The organism is Streptomyces sp. NPDC058240 (genome assembly GCF_042882135.1).
Lineage (GTDB): Bacteria > Actinomycetota > Actinomycetes > Streptomycetales > Streptomycetaceae > Streptomyces.
Genome location: NZ_JBHVWT010000001.1, coordinates 1,128,614 through 1,148,651 on the forward strand (window position 1 = coordinate 1,128,614; position 20,038 = coordinate 1,148,651).

Consider the following 20,038-nt stretch of genomic DNA (forward strand, 5'->3'; position numbering starts at 1 on the left):
CTCGCCCTCTCGGCCTCTCCAGGCCCCTCTCAGCTCTCCGGCCCGCCTCAGCCCTCCCCGACTCCCACCCAGCAGCCTCCGTCCTCTCTAGCCCCCTCCCAGCCCCTCCGGCCCCGTCTCAGCCCCTCCCCGCTTCCCCATCCCCGTCCCCGACCCTTTCTGGCCCACCGCCCCTCGCCGCCCCTCTCAGCCCCTCAGGCGATCGAGGAGCAGCGGTCCGGGGGCAGAGCCCCGCGTACACCCCCAGCCCCTCCGGCGTTTGAGGGGCGGGGTCCGGGGCAGCGCCCCGGTTTCGGGAAGGGGCGGAGAGGGGCAGGCCCCGCGCAGCGGCCCACCCACCCACCCACGCCAAGAAACCCCACCACCCCAACTCCCAAGCACCCCACCCGCACGCGCCCCACGGCCCCCGCGCCCCCACAGGCCCAAAACCCAAAACGCCGGGGCCGGACGCCCAAACCACGCGCCCGACCCCGGCTACAACCCAACTACAGCCCGACCACCGCAACGACGTCCACCGACGTCACCGGCACCCGCGCCTCCCGCACCGGCTACTTCTTACGGCGCCGCCCGCCCCCACCATTCTTCTGGGCCTTGCGCCGCTCCGCCCTGGTCAGCCCGTCGGACTCGGACCCGGCCGTACCGTCACCGTTGGAGAAGTCGCCCTCGACGACCCCACCCTCCCCGTCCACCGTGGGAGCGGAGAAGTGCAGCCGGTCCGGACGCTGCGGGGCTTCGAGCCCCTTGGCCCGGATCTCCGGACGCGCCGCCGGCACGACGTCCTCCTTGGCCAGCGAGGTCCGCTCGGCCTCGTCCTGCACCGGCACCTCCTCGACCTGCTGCTCAACCTGAACCTCCAGGTTGAACAGGTAGCCGACGGACTCCTCCTTGATGCCCTCCATCATGGCGTTGAACATGTCGAAGCCCTCGCGCTGGTACTCGACCAGCGGGTCCTTCTGCGCCATGGCACGGAGGCCGATGCCCTCCTGGAGGTAGTCCATCTCGTAGAGGTGCTCGCGCCACTTGCGGTCCAGGACGGACAGCACCACACGCCGCTCCAGCTCACGCATGATGTCCGAGCCGAGCTGCTTCTCGCGCTCGTCGTACTGCTCGTGGATGTCGTCCTTGATGGACTCGCCGATGAACTCGGCCGTGATCCCGGCCCGGTCGCCGGCCGCCTCCTCCAGCTCGTCGACGGTGACCTTCACCGGGTAGAGCTGCTTGAACGCGCCCCACAGCCGGTCCAGGTCCCACTCCTCCGCGAAGCCCTCGGCGGTCTCCTGGCGGATGTAGTCGTCGATCGTGTCGTCCATGAAGTGGCGGATCTGGTCCTGCAGATCCTCGCCCTCCAGGACCCGGCGACGCTCGCCGTAGATGACCTCACGCTGCCGGTTGAGCACCTCGTCGTACTTCAGGACGTTCTTCCGCGTCTCGAAGTTCTGCTGCTCGACCTGCGACTGGGCCGACGCGATCGCCCGCGTCACCATCTTGTTCTCGATCGGCACATCGTCCGGCACATTGGCCATCGACATGACGCGCTCGACCATCTGCGCCTTGAACAGACGCATCAGGTCGTCGCCGAGCGACAGGTAGAAGCGGGACTCGCCCGGGTCGCCCTGACGGCCGGAACGACCGCGCAGCTGGTTGTCGATACGCCGCGACTCGTGCCGCTCGGTGCCGAGCACGTACAGCCCGCCGAGCTCCTTGACCTCTTCGAACTCCGCCTTCACGGCCTGCTCGGCCTTCTCCAGCGCGGCGGGCAGCGCGGCCGCCCACTCCTCGACGTGCTCGACGGGGTCGAGGCCGCGCTGGCGCAGCTCCGCCTCGGCGAGGTCGTCGGGGTTGCCGCCGAGCTTGATGTCGGTGCCTCGTCCGGCCATGTTCGTCGCGACCGTGACCGCGCCCTTGCGGCCGGCCTGGGCGACGATCGTCGCCTCACGGTCGTGCTGCTTGGCGTTGAGGACCTCGTGCTGGACACCGCGCTTGGAGAGCTGCTGCGAGAGGTACTCGGACTTCTCGACCGAGGTGGTGCCGACGAGGATCGGCTGCCCCTTCTCGTGCTTCTCGGCGATGTCGTCGACGACCGCGGCGAACTTCGCGACCTCGGTGCGGTAGATCAGGTCCGACTGGTCGGCACGGACCATCGGCCGGTTGGTCGGGATCGGCACCACACCGAGCTTGTAGATCTGGTGGAACTCGGCGGCCTCGGTCATCGCCGTACCGGTCATGCCGGAGAGCTTGCTGTAGAGGCGGAAGAAGTTCTGCAGGGTGATCGTGGCGAGCGTCTGGTTCTCGTCCTTGATGTCCACCCCTTCCTTCGCCTCGATCGCCTGGTGCATGCCCTCGTTGTAGCGGCGACCGGCGAGGATACGGCCGGTGTGCTCGTCGACGATCATGACTTCGCCGTCGATGACGACGTAGTCCTTGTCCTTCTTGAAGAGTTCCTTGGCCTTGATGGCGTTGTTGAGGTACCCGACGAGCGGGGTGTTCACCGACTCGTAGAGGTTCTCGATACCGAGCCAGTCCTCGACCTTCGAGACACCGGGCTCGTGGATGGCGACGGTCCGCTTCTTCTCGTCGACCTCGTAGTCGCCGGTCTCCTCGATGCCCTTGAGCGGGTTGCCCGCCTCGCCCTTGGTCAGCCGCGTGACCAGCTTGGCGAAGTCGCCGTACCACTTGGTGGCCTGGTCGGCGGGGCCGGAGATGATCAGCGGCGTACGGGCCTCGTCGACGAGGATCGAGTCGACCTCGTCGACCACGGCGAAGTTGTGGCCGCGCTGGACGAGTTCGTCGGCGGACCACGCCATGTTGTCGCGGAGGTAGTCGAAGCCAAACTCGTTGTTCGTGCCGTACGTGATGTCGCAGGCGTACTGCTCACGGCGCTGGGCCGGCGTCATGTTGGCGATGATGCAGCCGACGGTGAGGCCGAGGAACTTGTGAACGCGGCCCATCAGTTCGGAGTCGCGCTCGGCCAGATAGTCGTTGACCGTGATCAGGTGCACGCCCTTGCCGGAGAGCGCGTTGAGATACGTCGGCAGGGTGCCGACGAGGGTCTTGCCCTCGCCGGTCTTCATCTCGGCCACATAGCCGAGGTGGAGCGCTGCGCCGCCCATCATCTGAACGTCGTAGTGGCGCTGTCCGAGGACCCGCTTGGCGGCCTCACGGACGGTCGCGAATGCCTCGGGGAGCAGGTCGTCCAGGCTCTCGCCGTCCGCGTACCGTTCCTTGTACTCGTCGGTGAGCGCCCGCAGCTCGGCGTCGGAGAGGTTGACGAAGTCCTCTTCGATGGAGCTGACCTGGTCCGCGATGCGGTGCAGTTTGCGCAGGATCTTGCCTTCGCCTGCACGCATGAGCTTGTTGAAGACGGACACTGAGGCTGGTCTCCTTGCCGGTCGGGCCTGGCACTGGGTCGTGTTACGGACACTGGCGCGGGCACGGCAGGTGGGCCCCACCGCAACGGCCATCGTAAGCGAGGACCCCGCTGCGCCGGGAGGGCCGCCGCCGCGTCGGCCCCGCTGTCCCCTCCGAGTCAACGGCCGGGGAGCGCCGAAGGTGCCGGGAAGTCCGAAAAGTGTTCGCTTCACGAGCGGCACCTCACCAGAATCCGCACATGGAGCCGATCACCCTCACCAGCGACCGTCTGCTGCTGCGCCCCTTCGGCGGCGGCGACACGGACGCGATCCACGCCGCCTGTCAGGACCCCGACATCCAGCGGTGGACGGTCGTGCCCTCCCCGTACAGCCGTGCCGACGCGGAACTCTTCGCGGAAAAGCTGTCTCCCGGCGGCTGGCACGACGACTCCATGTACAACTTCGCGGTGGTCCTGCGCGAGAGCGGGGCCCTGGCCGGCGCCCTCGGTATCAACCGCCGCAATCTTCCGGGCACGTACGAGGTGGGGTTCTGGACCGCCGAGGAGCACCGGGGCCGCGGCTACATGACGGAGGCGGTGCTGACCGCCGCCCACTGGACCTTCACCGCACTCGGCGGCGACCGGCTGGAGTGGCGCGCCGAGGTGGGCAACATCCCCTCGCGTGCCGTGGCGCTGAGGACGGGATTCCGGATGGAGGGCGAACAACGGTCGGGCCTGTTCAACAAGGGAGTACGGCGCGACGCCTGGATCGGTGCGCTGCTCCCTTCCGATCTCGGCCTGCCGGGCACCCACGCCTATCTGCCCGCCCCCTGACCCCTCCGGGGTCTGCCGCCGGTCTCCGGTCCCGCCGGATCGCGATGCCCACAGATCGCGATCCCCACGGACTCCATGGCTCCTCGGCCGGCTGTCAGTGCCTGCCTCTAGGGTGCGAGGCATGACGTCTGTGCAGCCCCCCGCCGCTGAACTCTCCGCCGACCAGGCGCGCAGGATCGCTCTGCGCGCCCAGGGCTTCCTCGGCGCTCCGGACCGCCGGTCCGGGGTTCCGGGAGTGCTGCGGCATCTCGGCGCCATACAGCTCGACACGATCTCGGTGCTCGCGCGATCACACGAACTGATTCCGTACGCGCGCCTCGGCGCGGTCGGTCGGCGCACCGTCGAGGAGGCGTACTGGTCGGGTGGCCGCACCTTCGAGTACTGGTCGCACGCGGCCTGCATCCTGCCGGTCGAGGAGTGGCCGCACTTCGCTTTCCGCCGCCGCGCCTACCGCTCGCGCCCGCACTGGCACCACGACCTGCCGGACGGCGCCTACGAGACGGTGATCAAGCAGCTGCGCGCCGAGGGCCCGCTGACGGCGACGGAGCTGGGCGGCGCGAAGAACGGCGGGGAGTGGTGGGACTGGTCGGCGTCGAAGGTCGCCGTCGAGCGCGCGCTGATGTACGGCGAGGTGGTGTGCACCGAGCGCCGCAGCTGGAAGCGGGTGTACGACCTCGCCGAACGGGCCCTGCCCGATGACGTGCTGCACGACGACCTGGACGACACCGAGTGCCTGCGCCGGCTGGTCGCCCTCGCGGGACAGTCCCTGGGGGTGGGCACCCGGGCGGACATCGCGGACTACCACCGGCTGAAGGGTGAGCAGTTCGACGCGGTGGTGGCGGACTCCGGACTGGTTCCGGTGACGGTGCGGGGCTGGGCGAAGCCGGCCTGGGCGGACCCGGCGGCGCTGGCCTCGGAGCCGCGCGGGCGGCATCGTACGACGCTGCTGTCGCCGTTCGACTCACTGGTCTGGGAGCGGGCGCGCACCGAGCGGATCTTCGGTTTCACCCACCGCCTGGAGGCCTACGTACCCAAGCCCAAGCGGGTCCACGGATACTTCGCGATGCCGCTGCTGGCGGGCGGAAAACTGCAGGGCCGCGTCGACCCGGCGCGCGAGGGCAGCACGCTGGTCGCCCGGCAGGTGTCGTTGGCGAACGGGAAGGCCGTGGTGCCGATGGCCGAGGCGCTGGTGGAGGCCGCGTCCTGGGTCGGCTGTACGGATGTCCGGCTGGAGCGGGTCGACGCACCGGAACTGCGCGGACCGCTCGCTCAGGAAATCGCCCGCGCCCTGGCCTGAGCCCGCATTCCCCCGCCCTCACCCGACGCTTCGACGGACCGGACCCTTGCGGGCCGAACCTCTACCCAGCGTTACGCTCTTCCGTCCCACTGTCCGGCTGTCCCGGTGTCTCGCCGTCTTGTCGTATCCGGCCCTGTCCGGCGCGTCCCCGGGCAGGTCACCTGATCTCCAGGATCTTCTCCCGCATGGCATAGACCACGGCTTCCATCCTGGAGTGCAGCTGCAACTTCTCCAGAATGTTGCGGACGTGGTTCTTCACGGTGTTCTCGGAAATGAACAGTTCCTTCGCGATATCGCGATTGTTCATGCCCGTTGCAACGAGTTTGAGGACTTCGAGTTCCCGGTCGGTGAGCCGCGGTGCGGGTACCAGCCGGCGCTCGTCGGTCCGCTGGATCATCGACTTGAACTCGGTGAGCAGTTTGGACGCCATGGAGGGGCTGATCTGGGACTGCCCGTCGGCGACCGCGCGAATGGCCGTGGCCACCTCGTCCGTGGAGATCTCCTTGAGGAGATAACCAGTGGCTCCGGCCTTGATCGCGTCGTAGAGGTCGGCCTCCTCGTCGCTGATCGTCAGCATGATGATCTTCGCACTGGGGGCCACCTCCTTGATGGAGGTGCAGGCCTCGATGCCACCGCGTTTGGGCATCCGTACGTCCATCAGCACGATGTCGGGGAGCAGATCGGCGGCCTTGTCGACCGCCTCCGACCCGTCACCCGCCTCGCCGACGACCTGGATGTCCTCCTCCTGGGCGAGGACGATCTCCAGGCCTCTGCGGAAGAGCGCGTGGTCGTCCACCACGAGGACCCTGATCGGCTCCTTGCGGAAACCGCTGTCCGCACCGGTGCCGGCACCGGCGATGTCGTCGGCATCATTCGCATCACGCACGGGCCCGAAGGTGTCCGCCATCGTTCCTCCCCCTGAAGGCCGTGGCCTGAAGTACACACTGTCCGCCAACGGCAGTTCACAGAGCACCGATTGGCTTGGGACGCCATGATTCCATGCCTGGACGTCAGAACGGTGATCGTGTGGTCGCACGCGGGTGCCCCTGGGGGCGCACAGGCACTCCAGGGGCACCGCGGAAGGGTGGCGTCAGCCGCCGAGCGCACCGCCCGCGCCGCCCGCCTCGTCGGCGGCCAGCGGGTCGGTCCTCAGGTGGATGACACCGTAGTCATAGGCATGCCGTCGGTAGACGACACTGGGTTCCTTGGTCTCGGAGTCGACGAACAGATAGAAGTCGTGCCCGACCAGCTCCATCTCGTAGAGCGCCTGGTCGAGCGACATCGGTGCGGCGACATGCGTCTTCTCGCGCATCACCAGCGGACCCTCGCCCTGAATCTCCAGAGAGCCGAACCTGGTAGTGGGCACGGACTCGGTCGACTCATTGGCGATCAGGTCGCCCTCGCCGTTGAACGACGCCGCACCCGGCACGGTCTCGGCGACCTCGGCAGCGGGAATCCGGCCGTTGCCACGGCGGCTGTAGCGCTTGTCGTGCTGCTTGCGCAGCCGCGCCTCCAGCTTGCCGGTGGCCAGGTCCAGCGCTGCGTACGGGTCGCCTGCGGCCGCTTCCGCCCGGATGACCGGACCGCGCGAGCGGAGCGTGATCTCCACCCGGTCGGAACGGTCGGCCTGACGGGGGTTCGGCTCCTTGGACACCTCGACGTCGAGGCTGATCACCTTGCCGTCGAACTTCTGGATCTTGTCCAGCTTCAGCTTCTCGGCCACGTGCTTGCGGAACCGCTCGGGCACCTCGGTCTTGCGGCCCTTGACGACGATGTCCACGCAGAACTCCGTTCCCGGATCGCTCCGCTCAGGGGCGGAGCATCTCCCTTTTGCACCAGGCCCCGGTGACAACCGGAGCCGCGGACTCGGTGACTTCCACCTCCTCCTCCCCCATCGGTGAGGTCTCCACCCCACCGAATTCCAGCTTCTGGACTACTGGTGTGTTGCCTGCCCGAAACCTGGCGGTGCATTCATCGAGGTCCGGCATTCACCATTCCTCACAACCGAACATAGCCTGCCTGGCCGGATGTCGGCACCCGCTACTCGCACGTACCTCCGATCGGGCTGTTTTCCCTACTCATTACCTGCAACGATGCAGGTTCATTGACAGTTCCGGTTTATTTCGAAGGCCGACGGAGATACTGCGACAACGGCCGCCTGCCCGCTGCCGGGGGCAGCACCCTCGTGCCCGCACGCCGCCCCCACCGCCCGGGCCGCCTCGGTGAGCGAGGCTCCCGTCGTCAGGAGGTCGTCCACCAGCACCACCCGTCCGGCCGCAAGCAGCCGCTCGCCCCCGGCCGCGACCTCCAGCGCCCCCGCCAGATTCACCTGCCGCTGACGGGCGCCCAGCCCCGCCTGGTCGGCCACCGCGCGTCGCTGCCGAAGCACCGCGACCACCTGGGCCCGGGTGCCGCCGCGTCTCAGCTCTCCTGCCGCGGCCAGCGCGATCCGGCGCGTCGGATCATGGCCTCGCGCCGCCACCGCACACCGCGCCGACGGCACGGGCACGAGCAGCAGCGGGCCGACAACACCCACTTGCCCCGTCCCGGCCCGTACGGCCCCCGCCAGCGCCTTGCCGAGCGCCCCGGCCAGCCCCAGCTCACCCCGTTCCTTATGGGCCAGCAGCACGGCACGTACCGCGTTCTCGTACGCGGCGGCCGCGTGCACCACCGGCAGGCCCACAGGTTCCGGGACGGGCCTCACCCGGCGTGGCACCCCGCCGTGGAGCTCCGCACCGCATTTCTCGCACAGCTCCACGCGCGGCCTGCCGCAGCCGCCGCAGGACACCGGCAGCACCAGGCCGGAGATCTCCCGCCACCACCCCCGCATGACTCCACTGTGCTCTTCCCGGAGCCAGCGGGCCACCCCTGTGGAAAACGCGGGCCCTGCGACTCTCAGCCCGGGTAGACCAGCGACGAGCCTTCCTTGACCACCGTCTGCCAGTTGTCACCGGGCGACAGCTTCACGATCCCGTCGCTGGACGTGGCCGCCATCAGCGGAAGCTGCTCGTCGTCCGCCGCCGCGACCGACGACACCTGGTTCACACCCGGCAGCACACCCGATGCGGACGTCGAACCGTCCGCCTGCACGTAGCGCACCTGCTGCACGCCGCCCTGTTCCTTGCCGACCACCACGAGACGGCTGCGGCCCGACCACGACATCGCGGTCACATCCGTCAGCTGTGGCGCGGCCTGACGCAGTTCCACCACCGAAACCTGCTGCTCCGCTGCCGGCCCGCGCCGCTCGATCCGGCCGATCTTCAGCGTGTTGCGGCCGTCCTGGGTCACCAGCAGGGCGATCCGAACTCCGTCCGCGGACATGCGCAACGCCTCGATCCGCCCGCCGCCCAGGTCGGGCACGGCGACCTCCTGAGGCTTGCCGGTACCACCGGCCAGCCGCAGCAGTCTGGGCCTGTCGAGATCCCGGTCGGCCACCCACAGGTCGCCCCGCCCGTCCCAGCTCGGGGTCGACAGACGGTGCTTCGCGTCGTGGGCCCTGCTGGTCACCGAGGCCGGGGGAAGCTCATCGTCCGAGACGATGGACGACACGTAGAGAGACGCCCCGTCGTGCGAGACCGCCGCCGCCGACTGCTCGTCCCTGGCCACACCGACCGCGCCCATCCGCACCGGCCCGTCACCGAGCGGACCGGCCACCGCCTCCGGGGTTCCACTGCCCTTGGTGCTGCCGGGAATTCGTTCCACATGCCCCTTGGCATCGACGAAGTACTGGCTGTCCGGACCGCTCGACGAACCGTCAGGGGCGAACTCCTCCGCCTGATCCGCCCCGAGCAGACACAACGGGGAGCCGTCGGAGCGCTGCAGCTCGACCTGCTCGACCCGTGCGGACGTCAGATCCCTCAGGGTGTAGAGGATCTGCGAGGCCATCATGCGACAGGAACGCTGCCCGACGCCGTCCGCCTTCTTGTCGAGCGGGACCTTCAGTACGTTGCGGTCGTCGGGTGCCAGCGAAGTGACGCCCTTCTTCAGCGCCGTACCGCGAGGGAACCGGGATGCGACCACCGGCCGCAACCAGCTGGTCGGCCCCGCGAGGAGGCTGCGGACGGACTGTGTCACGGTGTCCATCCCCGTGACGGGATCCGTCCGGCTGCGGAGATAGACGGGGTCGGCGACCAGGGTCGACTGCACCTCCGGCCGCCCCGTCGCGAAGTAGTACTTGTTGACGGAGCGGTAGAGACGCTTGAAGTCCGACTGCCCGAGCAGAAGACCGTCCGGCACGAGGTCGATCCGCCACTCCTTGCCGTCCGGCCCGTTCTCCTTCACCAGATGCAGGGTCTGGTTGTAGTCGGTGGGCGCGAGCGGCTGATAGGCGCTCTCGGCGTCGACCGTCGCTACCTTCTCACCGGTCAGGGTGTAGGTGACCTCGGTGATGTTGCGGTCCCTGTCGCGCAGCGGCCGGTCGTTCCTGTTCGGCGCGTTGGTGAGCACGGTGGTGAACGCGTTCGGCTTCCATGTCTCGGCCGCCTTCTTCGTCAGGTACTGACGGGTTGTCCTGAAGCGCGGGTCATCACTGGTCATGGACTCCAGGAAGCCGTCGACCACCTCGTTGGGAGTGGCCTTGTCACGCGGCGCGACGGCGTACACCTGCACCTGGGAGTCGCCGGGCTGCGAGGCGTCGACAGCCTTGACATCCCCGGTGACGGGCATCGAGCCGCACGCGGACAGCAGCACCACACCGCATCCGAACAGCGCGAACAGCCCCAGCACGCGTCCATGGCCGTCCCTGCGACGGTCAGTGCCCACGATTCGTGTCCCCCCGCTCCGGGTCCTGCACCGCAGTGTCGAATTCGCCGCCCGACCGGTCCTCGGCGTGGCGCGCGACCACCCGTGCGCCGCTCCCCGGAAGGGCCGCCGGATGCACCGAGGCCGGCGCCGTCCGTGGAGCCGCAGGCGTGCGGGACGGTACGGGCAGTGCAGACCTGTCATTGCCGCCGGGCTGGGCCGGCACAGCCGTCAGCCGGTGCTCGCTCCCGGCCTTCGGTGCGGTCGCGGCCCGCTCACGGTTCTCCCGGTTGCTACGGGAGTCCTCGGGCTCCAGCGGTATCGGTGATCCGCGCAGCGGCTCGTCCGCCGTGCGCGGCAGAGTCAGACGGAACTGCGAACCGCCGCCGGGCTCGCCCCATGCCTGCAGCCACCCGCCGTGCAGCCGGGCGTCCTCCACCGCGATGGAGAGTCCGAGACCGGTACCACCGGTCGTCCGCGCGCGGGCCGGGTCCGCCCGCCAGAATCGGTTGAACACTCGCGTCGCCTCGCCCGGCTTGAGCCCCACTCCGTAGTCCCGGACGGCCACGGCGACCGCGCCTCCGGCCACCCCCATCCGCACCACGACGTCGCGGCCCTCACCGTGTTCGACCGCGTTGACCACAAGGTTGCGCAGCACGCGCTCGACGCGCCGTGCGTCGGCCTCCGCGATCACCGGCTGCTCGTCGCCGACCACCCGGATCCGGGTGCCCTTGCGCTCGGCCAGCGGCTCGGCCCCGCCGATCACCCGCCGTACGACCTGCCGCAGATCTATCGGCTCCGCCTCCAGCGCCGCGGCGCCCGCGTCGAACCGGCTGATCTCCAGCAGATCGGAGAGCAGCGACTCGAACCGGTCGAGCTGGTCCCCGAGCAGCTCCGCGGAGCGGGCCGTCACAGGATCGAAGTCGCTGCGGGCCTCATGGATGACATCGGCGGCCATCCGCACGGTCGTCAGCGGTGTCCTCAGCTCGTGGGAGACGTCGGAGACGAAGCGCCGCTGCATCCGGGAGAGCTCCTCCAGCTGCTGGATCTTCAGCTGCAGGTTCTGCGCCATCTTGTTGAAGGCCTCACCGAGCCGGGCGATGTCGTCCTCGCCGGTGACCTTCATCCGTTCCTGGAGCCTGCCGGCGGAAAGCCGCTCGGCGATACCGGCCGCCATGCGTACCGGCGTGACAACCTGCCGCACCACGAACCAGGCGATGGCTCCGAGCAGCACGACCACGAAGAGTCCCGCGGTCGCCAGCGTGCCCTTGATCAATGTCAGCGACTTCTCCTCCTGCGTCAGCGGGAAGAGGTAATAGAGCTGGTACGGATTGTGGTCGATGTCGTAGAGCCGCTTGCCCACGACAAGTCCGGGCTGCGGCTGCTGCCCGTTCGCGTACTGGATCTCGGAGTACGTCTGGTACGCCCCGGGCCCCTTGTTCACGGCGTCCCGCAGGCTCTGCGGAATGCTCACCGCCTCCACGCTGCCCGAGCCGCGCGGGGCACGGGTCCCCTCGTCGGCACTGAGCGCCACCACGTTGAAGGCGTTCTTTCCGCCGCTGGCGAGCTGGTCGACGAGCTCGGTCCGCCAGGAGTTGTTGGCAGTGGTGCCGTCCGCCGTGTCGCCGCCCTGGCCACCGGGGGTGAGCGGGGCGTTCGCCTTCTCCTGGGCTGCGGCGAAACCGCCGGCCGCCTGCGTCTGAGCAGCCTTGCCCTTGGCGTCGAGCAGGCCGTTGCGCACCTGCCCGATCACCACCAGCCCGAGGAGCAGCACCACACCGAGCGACATGAGCAGCGTGCCCGCGACGACCCGCAGCTGGAGGTTGCGCCGCCAGAGCCGTACGGCGGGCAGCAGAGGACGCCGCACCCAACGCATCAGCAATCGCGGCACAGGGCCGCCGGGCGCCCGGTCGTGGAACAACCGGCCGCCCTGCAGGAGGCGCCCCATCTGGAACGCCTTGTGTCCTGGACCGGCAGCCCGCTCCGCACGGGCTCCCGGCTCCCCGGGCTGCGGAGCAGCGCTACTCGGGGGCATCTCAGCTCGGTCCGGCCTTGTAACCGACCCCTCGGACGGTCACCACGATCTCCGGGCGCTCCGGGTCCTTCTCCACCTTGGAACGCAGCCGCTGGACATGCACATTCACCAGCCGGGTGTCGGCGGCGTGGCGGTATCCCCACACCTGCTCGAGCAGCACCTCACGGGTGAAGACCTGCCACGGCTTACGGGCGAGCGCGACCAGCAGGTCGAACTCCAGCGGGGTGAGGGCGATCGACTGCCCCTCCCGCTTCACCGAGTGACCGGCCACATCGATGACCAGGTCCCCGATGGCCAACTGCTCCGGCGCCGGTTCCTCGGACCTCCGCAGACGTGCCCTGATCCGGGCAACCAACTCCTTAGGTTTGAACGGCTTGACGATGTAGTCGTCGGCCCCTGACTCCAGACCCACCACCACGTCAACCGTGTCGCTCTTGGCAGTGAGCATGACGATCGGCACACCAGACTCGGCCCTGATCAACCTGCAGACCTCGATGCCGTCCCTACCGGGCAGCATGAGATCCAGCAGGACCAGGTCCGGCTTGGCCTCACGAAATGCGGCAAGTGCCTTGTCGCCGTCCGCTACGAACGACGGCTCGAACCCTTCACCACGCAGCACAATCCCGAGCATCTCGGCCAGTGCGGTGTCGTCGTCGACGACAAGGACGCGTCCCTTCATAATCGACATCATCCCATTAGCTAATCGTTACCTGCGATGATCTGGCACACAGCTCTGCCAGTCCGACCCCCGTGACCGGGGAAATTGCACCCTCCTCCGTGACGATCGCCGTGACCAGCTCCGGCGGCGTGACATCGAACGCGGGGTTGTACGCGGGGGTTCCCACCGGTGCCACGAGCAGTCCACCGGCATCCGCGCCCGCCACCCCGACCCGCGGCGATGTGAGCTCCGTCACTTCGACCGCCGGCCGCTGCTCAACGATGATCGACGCTCCGTCCTCGGTGTCCAGATCCACGGTCGTCGTCGGCGCGACCACGATGAACGGTACGTGGTGGTACTTCGCGAGCACCGCCAGCGGATAGCTCCCCACCTTGTTCGCCACCGCCCCGTCGGCGGCGATGCGGTCCGCCCCGATGAGCACGGCATCCACCTCACCCGCAGCGAACAACGAACCTGCGGCGTTGTCCGTGAGCAGGCTGTACGGCATGCCGTTGCGCGCCGCCTCGTACGCCGTCAGTCTGGCCCCCTGCAGCAGCGGACGCGTCTCGTCCACCCACAGCCGCCGCAGCCGCCCTTCCCGGTGCGCCCCGAGCGCCACCGCGAAGGCAGTGCCCTCGCCACCGGAGACCAGGGCCCCCGTATTGCAGTGCGTCAGCAAGCGATGCCCACCGCCACCGGGCAGCAGTTCGTCCAGCAGGGCAAGGCCGTGCCGAGCCATGCGCCCACTGGCCTCGGTGTCCTCCCGGTGCAGCGCCCTGGCCTCGGCCAGCGCCATGGCCGCGGCCCGCTCCGGATCCGCCCCCTTCCCGACGGCCTCCCGATATGCCCCGACGGCCCGCCGTACCCCGTACCCGAGATTCACCGCGGTGGGCCGCGCCCGCTCCAGCAGCTCCGCGGCCACCGCCACGTCGTCTCCCCGCACGGCCGCGAGAGCCACCCCATAGGCCCCCGCGATCCCCAGCAGCGGAGCACCACGCACCGCCAGCGTCCGGATCGCCCGCACCAGAGCAGGCGCATCGGTGCACACAAGCTCGGCTTCCTCCGCCGGCAGCCGCGTCTGGTCGAGGAGCACCAGTGCGGGACCTTCCGGAGGCTCGGCCCAGCGAAGTACGGGAAGCGTGGGAGGCTCGATGCCCACCGGCGGTTGCGCGTCCTGATCAGCCATCCGCCCAGTCTGCCCGGTGAGCCACCCACAAATGAAGGTACGAAGGAGATAGAGCGCCCGGCCCATACCGGAGCAGCGCGTGGCACGATGGCTGCCAACCTGCCGCCCCGATGAGCGGACAGGACCATGAAGGAGCGAGAATGAACGACACTCCGGGCTGGGCCTCGCCCGGATCCGCCCCATCCGAGGGTCAGGGCGCCGACATCCCCCGGCCCTCCGAGCCCGTCGACGACAGCGGCCCGGCAGGGAACTGGTCTCCCACGCAGCCGCCCCCGGAACAGTGGTCCCCACCGAGCATTCCCGGCACAGGTCCTGGCGCACCGCCCCCCGCCGCGGGCTGGGGCGGCGGACCGCAGGGCCCCGGCTGGGGGCAGCCGCCCCTCGCGGCCAAGCCCGGTGTCATCCCGCTCCGGCCTCTCGGCGTCGGCGAGATCCTCGACGGTGCGGTCTCCACGATGCGCGCCCATTGGCGCACGGTCCTCGGCATCACACTCACCGTGTCCGTGATCGCCCAGATCGCGATCATCCTCGTGGAACGTTTCCTGCTGCCGGAACCTGCGCAGATCGATCCGAACGCCACCGGCACGGAAGCGCTGCGGCAGGCCGTCGACTCTGCCCAGTCGACAGTGTTCAACAGCGTGCCGTCCATGCTCATCACCATGATCGCCACGCTGATCACGACATCTGTTCTGACCGTGGTGATCAGCCGCTCGGTGCTGGGCCGCCCCGTGACGCTCTCCGACGCCTGGACCGAGGCCCGGCCCCGGCTTCCTCAGCTGCTGGGGCTGACCCTGCTGGTGGCCCTGATCAGCGCCGCCATCATGGCGGCGGGCCTGCTCCCGGGCATGCTCACCGGATCGTCCGCGGGTGCCGGACTCGTCCTCATCGGATTCATGGCCGCGTTCGTCGTCGTCATCTGGCTGATGGTCCGTTTCTGCCTCGCCTCGCCGGCCCTGATGCTGGAGCGGCAGTCGATCATCACCTCCATGCGCCGTTCCGCGAAGCTCGTCAGGGGTGCCTGGTGGCGGACCTTCGGCATCCTGGCGCTGACCGGGCTGCTGACGCTCATCGTGGCCGTGATCATCGCCATCCCGTTCGGCATCATCGCGATGGCCGTGGACGGCGACGGAATCGGCTCCGCCCTCACTAACGGCTCCACAGACTTCGGCTGGCCGTTCCTGATCGTCTCCGGCATCGGCCAGGTAATCATCACGACGATCACGTACCCGCTCTCCGCCGGCGTGATGGCACTGCTCTACATCGATCAGCGCATCCGCCGCGAGGCACTCGACCTCGAACTCGCCCGGGCAGCGGGCCTGCCCGGATACGACACCAGGAGCTGATGCCGTGTCGGGGGCGGGGGGCACCACAGCAGTACGGCTACTGATCCACTCGAGCGGCAACATACCCGTGGACACTCCACGTGTCCCCGCCCGCGAGGCCGCGAAGCACGAACTGTCCAAACCGATGTACCACGAGAACGATCCCAACCTCCTCCAGCAGGGCCTCGACAAGCTCTGGGGCTGGATCGGCGATCTCCTGGACACGGCCTCCGGCGCGGCGCTCGGCGGCCCGGTCGGTCTTGTCGTGCTCGTACTGGTCATCACAGGCCTGGTCGCCGCACTCTGGTGGCGGCTGGGCACTCCGAGCCGCACCGTGCGTTCCTCGGACGCCCTTTTCGACGACAGCACCCGCAGCGCGGCCGAACACCGGAAGGCCGCCGAGGCCCACGCCGCCGCCCGACGCTGGAACGAGGCGGTCCAGGAACGGATGCGCGCCATCGTCCGCTCCCTGGAAGAGCGCGCCCTGCTCGACCCCTGCCCCGGGCGCACCGCCGACGAGGCCGCCGCCGAAGCAGGCCGCCCACTGCCCGCACACACGACGCGACTCCACGCTGCCGCCCGAGAATTCGACGATGTCACATACGGCGGCCGTACCACCGACCAGCAGGCATATCTGGCCGTACGAGCTCTGGACCTCGATCTCGAAACCGCCAAGCCTCTCCTGACGACCGCGGCCCAGGGGGCAGCCGGATGACCGGGGTCACCGCCGCCTCCACCTCGGCGGCCCTCACCCCTCACCAGATCTGGGTCCGCATCCGCGGTCTGCTCCTCGCCCTCCTTGTACTCGTCGCCGCCGGTATCGCCCTGGCAACCATCCGCTCCGGTGACCAGCACGGCCGCCTCGACCCTCGCTCCGCCGACCCCTACGGCAGCCGGGCCGTCGCCGAACTCCTCAAGGAACGCGGCGTCTCCGTACGCGTGGTCACCACGCTCGACGACGCCACCGCCAAGGTCGGCCCCGACACCACGTTGCTCGTCGCCTCCCCCAATCTGCTGGCACCACGCCAGCAGAGCGAACTCCGTGCCGCGACCGAGAACTCGGCCGGTCGCACTGTCCTCCTCGCGGCAGGCCCGCCCTCCGTGCGCACGTTGGTCCCAGGTATCACGGCGGAGTCCGCCGGCCCCGTAGCCCCCCGCGCCCCCGAATGCTCCCTGCCCGCCGCCCGCAGTGCCGGCGACGTCGAAACGGGAGGCTTCCGCTACGCCTCGGACGGCCCCGGCACCATCGGCTGCTTCCCGAGCGGCGGCCTTCCCACCGTGCTCCTGGTCGAACAGGGCGCGGGCGACACCGTGCTCCTCGGTTCCCCCGACCTTCTCCTCAACGACAGGCTCGCCAATCAGGGCAACGCATCCCTGGCCCTGCAACTTCTCGGTTCCCGCCCTCATCTGATCTGGTACCTCCCCTCGCTCGCTGATTCATCCGGCGCCACCGAGAACGGGGGCACCAGTGGTGACAGCACCCCTGACAACCGCAGCTTCGCCGACCTGATCCCCCAAGGCTGGTTGTGGGGCACGTTGCAACTCGCACTGGCCGCTGTGCTCTCCGCCATCTGGCGTGCCCGTCGTCTGGGCCCCCTGGTGCCCGAGCGGCTGCCCGTGGCCATCCGGGCATCCGAATCCACCGAGGGCCGGGCCCGCCTCTACCGCAAGACGAACGCCCGCGACCGGGCCGCCGACTCACTGCGCTCCGCCACCCGCACCCGCATCGCCCCACTCATCGGCGTCTCCCCACGCGACGCCCACTCCCCCTCAACACTTGTCCCTGCTGTTTCCGCCCGCCTGGGCAGCACTGACGACAGCCTCCAAACCCTGCTCTTCGGACCCGCCCCGTCCGACGACGCCGCTCTCGTCCACCTGGCAGACCAACTCGACACCCTCGAAAGAGAGGTACGCACGTCATGAGCGCCCCGCCCCCAGTGCCCGCCGAGACCACCGAGCCCCTCGGGAACGGCGACACAGCCCGCGCATCCCTTGAAGCGCTGCGCTCAGAGATCGCCAAGGCCGTGGTCGGCCAGGACCCGGCCGTCACCGGACTCGTCGTCGCTCTGCTCTGCCGTGGCCACGTCCTCCTCGAAGGCGTCCCCGGAGTGGCCAAGACCCTCCTGGTCCGGGCTCTCGCCGCCTCACTCGAACTCAACACCAAGCGCGTCCAGTTCACCCCCGATCTGATGCCCAGCGACGTCACCGGCTCACTGGTCTACGACGCCCGCACGGCCGAGTTCTCCTTCCAGCCCGGCCCTGTCTTCACCAATCTGCTTCTCGCCGACGAGATCAACCGCACCCCTCCCAAGACGCAGTCCTCCCTCCTGGAAGCCATGGAAGAGCGCCAGGTCACCGTCGACGGAACCCCCCGGTCGCTGCCCGACCCCTTCCTCGTGGCCGCCACGCAGAATCCCGTCGAATACGAGGGCACCTACCCTCTCCCCGAGGCCCAACTGGACCGGTTTCTCCTCAAACTGACGGTGCCCCTGCCCTCGCGGGAAGAGGAGATCAACGTCCTCACCCGTCATTCCGACGGCTTCAATCCACGTGACCTCAAGTCAGCCGGCATACGCCCCGTCGCCGGCCCCGCCGACCTGGAAGCCGCCCGCAACGCGGTCGCCCGGACCAAGGTCTCTCCCGAGATCGCCGGTTACGTCGTCGATATCTGTCGTGCCACGCGTGAATCCCCCTCGCTATCCCTCGGTGTCTCTCCCCGAGGCGCCACCGCCCTGTTGTCTACCGCCCGCGCCTGGGCCTGGCTCACCGGCCGCGACTACGTCATTCCGGATGACGTGAAGGCCCTGGCACTCCCCACACTTCGCCATCGCATCCAACTGCGGCCCGAGGCGGAGATGGAGGGTGTCACCCCCGACTCCGTCATCACAGCCGTCCTCGCCCACGTCCCCGTACCCCGATGAGGCGGTGACCGTGGCCCTCACCGGACGTACCGCTTTGCTGGCCGCCCTGGGGTCACTCCCTGTAGGCATCCTGGCCCCCAGTTGGACCGGGATGCTGGCAGTCAACGCACCGCTCTCTTTGGCAATTCTCTGTGACTATGCCCTGGCTGCACCAGTGCGAACGCTTCAGTTCACCCGATCCGGTGACACAAGCGTTCGACTTGGCGAAACCACCGAAGTGCAACTCACCGTAACCAATCCTTCCCGTCGCAGACTGCGGGCACACCTTCGTGACGGCTGGCCCCCCAGCAGCTGGCCCACCGGTACGGAACAGACTTCCTCGCGACATACACTTGCGGTCCCGGCAGGCGAACGCCGCCGGCTGACCACCTTCCTGAGACCGACACGGCGGGGTGACCGCCGAGCCGAGCGCATCACCGTCCGCTCGTTCGGACCTCTGGGGCTTGCCGCCCGACAAGGGAATCACCAGGTCCCGTGGACAGTGCGGGTCCTGCCTCCCTTCACCAGCCGGAAGCATCTGCCGTCCCGCCTCGCCAGACTGCGCGAACTCGACGGCCGCAGCAGTGTCCTCACCCGTGGCGAGGGCACGGAGTTCGACAGCCTGCGTGCGTACGTGCCCGGCGACGACACCCGCTCCATCGACTGGCGGGCCACTGCACGTCAGTCCGCCGTCGCAGTGCGCACGTGGCGCCCCGAGCGGGACCGTCACATCCTCGTTGTCCTGGACACCGGCCGTACCTCGGCGGGGCGTGTCGGTGACGTGCCCCGTCTCGACGCCTCTCTGGACGCGGCCCTGCTGCTCACGGCACTTGCCACTCGTGCGGGCGACCGCGTGGATCTACTGGCCTACGACCGTCGTGTCCGCGCACAGGTTCAGGGCCGGTCCGCAGGAGAGGTCCTGTCGGCCATGGTGAACGCGCTGGCGCCCATCGAGCCGGCCCTTATGGAAACAGATGCCCGAGGTCTCGTCGCTGCCGTGCTCGCCGGTGCGCCTCGTCGCTCCCTGATCGTGCTTCTCACCGGTCTGGACGCAGCCCCCGTGGAAGAAGGTCTGCTCCCTGTACTCCGTCGTCTGACCCAGCGCCATACCGTGCTGGTGGCTTCCGTGGCGGACCCGCACGTCGAGCAGATGGCGGGCGCAAGAGGCACAGTGGACGCAATCTACGAAGCTGCCGCGGGCGCACAGGCCCAAGCAAGGCGACTCCGCACCGCAGAGCAGCTCCAACGGCACGGCGCGGTGGTTGTCGACGCCACTCCTGACAACCTCGCCCCTGCTCTCGCCGATGCCTACCTCGCCCTCAAGGGAGCGGGCCGGCTCTGACCATCCCGCCGCCACGAACCAAGCCATCCGCAGGGAAAGGGGCTTCCGCGCCGGCCGTGAAACGCAGAAAAGCCCCGTGCCACAAGGGCACGGGGCTTTCCCGTAAAAGGAGTTCGGCGGCGTCCTACTCTCCCACAGGGTCCCCCCTGCAGTACCATCGGCGCTGAAAGGCTTAGCTTCCGGGTTCGGAATGTAACCGGGCGTTTCCCTAACGCAATGACCACCGAAACACTATGAAATTAACCAACACCGGAAAAACACGGCCGTTCGTTATTTCAGAACTAACACAGTGGACGCGAGCAACTGAGGACAAGCCCTCGGCCTATTAGTACCAGTCAGCTCCACCCGTTACCGGGCTTCCACATCTGGCCTATCAAC

At 68.9% G+C, this 20,038-nt stretch carries 15 protein-coding genes and 2 rRNA genes; 7 read left to right on the top strand and 10 right to left on the bottom strand.

The window, feature by feature from the left end:
- Positions 1-548: 548 nt before the first annotated feature.
- Positions 549-3,368, bottom strand: coding sequence for a preprotein translocase subunit SecA (secA, locus tag ACFVX4_RS05070; RefSeq protein ID WP_389971999.1), 2,820 nt, complete (start codon positions 3,366-3,368; stop codon positions 549-551).
- 239 nt (positions 3,369-3,607) lie between these two features.
- Between secA and ACFVX4_RS05075 the strand changes: the two genes are divergently transcribed.
- On the top strand, positions 3,608-4,180 hold the full coding sequence (locus ACFVX4_RS05075) for a GNAT family N-acetyltransferase (protein ID WP_389972001.1): 573 nt from the start codon (positions 3,608-3,610) through the stop codon (positions 4,178-4,180).
- A gap of 121 nt (positions 4,181-4,301) precedes the next feature.
- Positions 4,302-5,477, top strand: coding sequence for a winged helix-turn-helix domain-containing protein (locus tag ACFVX4_RS05080; RefSeq protein WP_389972003.1), 1,176 nt, complete (start codon positions 4,302-4,304; stop codon positions 5,475-5,477).
- 157 nt (positions 5,478-5,634) lie between these two features.
- Here ACFVX4_RS05080 and ACFVX4_RS05085 read toward each other — a convergent pair whose 3' ends face one another.
- The 7 genes from ACFVX4_RS05085 to mtnA all read right to left on the bottom strand — a co-directional run bounded on the left by ACFVX4_RS05085 (position 5,635) and on the right by mtnA (position 14,096).
- Positions 5,635-6,384 (bottom strand): response regulator transcription factor, encoded by a 750-nt coding sequence (locus ACFVX4_RS05085; protein ID WP_266418501.1) that lies wholly within the window; start codon positions 6,382-6,384, stop codon positions 5,635-5,637.
- Positions 6,385-6,567: 183 nt separating this feature from the next.
- Positions 6,568-7,257 (bottom strand): ribosome hibernation-promoting factor, HPF/YfiA family, encoded by a 690-nt coding sequence (hpf, locus tag ACFVX4_RS05090; RefSeq protein WP_266418499.1) that lies wholly within the window; start codon positions 7,255-7,257, stop codon positions 6,568-6,570.
- A gap of 321 nt (positions 7,258-7,578) precedes the next feature.
- A complete protein-coding gene (locus ACFVX4_RS05095; RefSeq protein ID WP_389972006.1) occupies positions 7,579-8,307 on the bottom strand; it encodes a ComF family protein in 729 nt (242 codons plus the stop codon).
- A gap of 65 nt (positions 8,308-8,372) precedes the next feature.
- Entirely contained in the window at positions 8,373-10,238 is a 1,866-nt protein-coding gene (locus tag ACFVX4_RS05100) for an LpqB family beta-propeller domain-containing protein (RefSeq protein WP_389972008.1), read from the bottom strand.
- Positions 10,228-12,252 carry an MtrAB system histidine kinase MtrB gene (gene mtrB, locus ACFVX4_RS05105; protein WP_389972010.1) on the bottom strand — a complete coding sequence of 675 codons (2,025 nt, stop codon included), beginning with the start codon at positions 12,250-12,252 and terminating at the stop codon, positions 10,228-10,230. The genes ACFVX4_RS05100 and mtrB overlap by 11 nt, the downstream gene beginning before the upstream one ends.
- Before the next feature lies 1 nt (position 12,253).
- Positions 12,254-12,943 (bottom strand): two-component system response regulator MtrA, encoded by a 690-nt coding sequence (gene mtrA / locus ACFVX4_RS05110; protein ID WP_187438793.1) that lies wholly within the window; start codon positions 12,941-12,943, stop codon positions 12,254-12,256.
- Positions 12,944-12,947: 4 nt separating this feature from the next.
- On the bottom strand, positions 12,948-14,096 hold the full coding sequence (gene mtnA, locus ACFVX4_RS05115; protein ID WP_389972012.1) for an S-methyl-5-thioribose-1-phosphate isomerase: 1,149 nt from the start codon (positions 14,094-14,096) through the stop codon (positions 12,948-12,950).
- A gap of 140 nt (positions 14,097-14,236) precedes the next feature.
- Between mtnA and ACFVX4_RS05120 the strand changes: the two genes are divergently transcribed.
- From ACFVX4_RS05120 to ACFVX4_RS05140, 5 genes are read left to right on the top strand one after another with little or no spacing between them, the layout of a single operon-like run.
- On the top strand, positions 14,237-15,439 hold the full coding sequence (locus ACFVX4_RS05120; RefSeq protein WP_389972014.1) for a glycerophosphoryl diester phosphodiesterase membrane domain-containing protein: 1,203 nt from the start codon (positions 14,237-14,239) through the stop codon (positions 15,437-15,439).
- Positions 15,440-15,443: 4 nt separating this feature from the next.
- The gene (locus tag ACFVX4_RS05125; RefSeq protein WP_389972016.1) at positions 15,444-16,133 is read left to right on the top strand and encodes a DUF4129 domain-containing protein; all 690 of its coding nucleotides are present in this window, start codon (positions 15,444-15,446) and stop codon (positions 16,131-16,133) included.
- Complete coding sequence (locus ACFVX4_RS05130) at positions 16,130-17,341, top strand: DUF4350 domain-containing protein (RefSeq protein ID WP_389972018.1); 1,212 nt, start codon at positions 16,130-16,132, stop codon at positions 17,339-17,341. The genes ACFVX4_RS05125 and ACFVX4_RS05130 overlap by 4 nt, the downstream gene beginning before the upstream one ends.
- On the top strand, positions 17,338-18,339 hold the full coding sequence (locus ACFVX4_RS05135; protein ID WP_389972020.1) for an AAA family ATPase: 1,002 nt from the start codon (positions 17,338-17,340) through the stop codon (positions 18,337-18,339). Before ACFVX4_RS05130 ends, ACFVX4_RS05135 begins: the two co-directional genes overlap by 4 nt.
- Before the next feature lie 10 nt (positions 18,340-18,349).
- Positions 18,350-19,660, top strand: a complete 1,311-nt coding sequence (locus ACFVX4_RS05140; RefSeq protein WP_389972120.1) for a DUF58 domain-containing protein — start codon at positions 18,350-18,352, stop codon at positions 19,658-19,660.
- Between the two features lie 111 nt (positions 19,661-19,771).
- Here the strand turns inward: ACFVX4_RS05140 and rrf are convergent.
- A 5S ribosomal RNA gene (rrf, locus tag ACFVX4_RS05145) occupies positions 19,772-19,888 on the bottom strand.
- Between the two features lie 77 nt (positions 19,889-19,965).
- Positions 19,966-20,038, bottom strand: a 23S ribosomal RNA gene (locus ACFVX4_RS05150); the annotation flags it as partial.

What these genes read in the sequence shown, in the direction of transcription:
- ACFVX4_RS05075 (WP_389972001.1), top strand. Translation starts at nt 3,608, where the DNA reads ATGGAGCCGATCACCCTCACCAGCGACCGTCTGCTGCTGCGCCCCTTC.
- ACFVX4_RS05080 (WP_389972003.1), top strand. Translation starts at nt 4,302, where the DNA reads ATGACGTCTGTGCAGCCCCCCGCCGCTGAACTCTCCGCCGACCAGGCG.
- ACFVX4_RS05085 (WP_266418501.1), bottom strand. Translation starts at nt 6,384, where the DNA reads ATGGCGGACACCTTCGGGCCCGTGCGTGATGCGAATGATGCCGACGAC.
- ACFVX4_RS05095 (WP_389972006.1), bottom strand. Translation starts at nt 8,307, where the DNA reads ATGCGGGGGTGGTGGCGGGAGATCTCCGGCCTGGTGCTGCCGGTGTCC.
- mtrB (WP_389972010.1), bottom strand. Translation starts at nt 12,252, where the DNA reads ATGCCCCCGAGTAGCGCTGCTCCGCAGCCCGGGGAGCCGGGAGCCCGT.
- mtrA (WP_187438793.1), bottom strand. Translation starts at nt 12,943, where the DNA reads ATGATGTCGATTATGAAGGGACGCGTCCTTGTCGTCGACGACGACACC.
- mtnA (WP_389972012.1), bottom strand. Translation starts at nt 14,096, where the DNA reads ATGGCTGATCAGGACGCGCAACCGCCGGTGGGCATCGAGCCTCCCACG.
- ACFVX4_RS05120 (WP_389972014.1), top strand. Translation starts at nt 14,237, where the DNA reads ATGAACGACACTCCGGGCTGGGCCTCGCCCGGATCCGCCCCATCCGAG.
- ACFVX4_RS05130 (WP_389972018.1), top strand. Translation starts at nt 16,130, where the DNA reads ATGACCGGGGTCACCGCCGCCTCCACCTCGGCGGCCCTCACCCCTCAC.
- ACFVX4_RS05135 (WP_389972020.1), top strand. Translation starts at nt 17,338, where the DNA reads ATGAGCGCCCCGCCCCCAGTGCCCGCCGAGACCACCGAGCCCCTCGGG.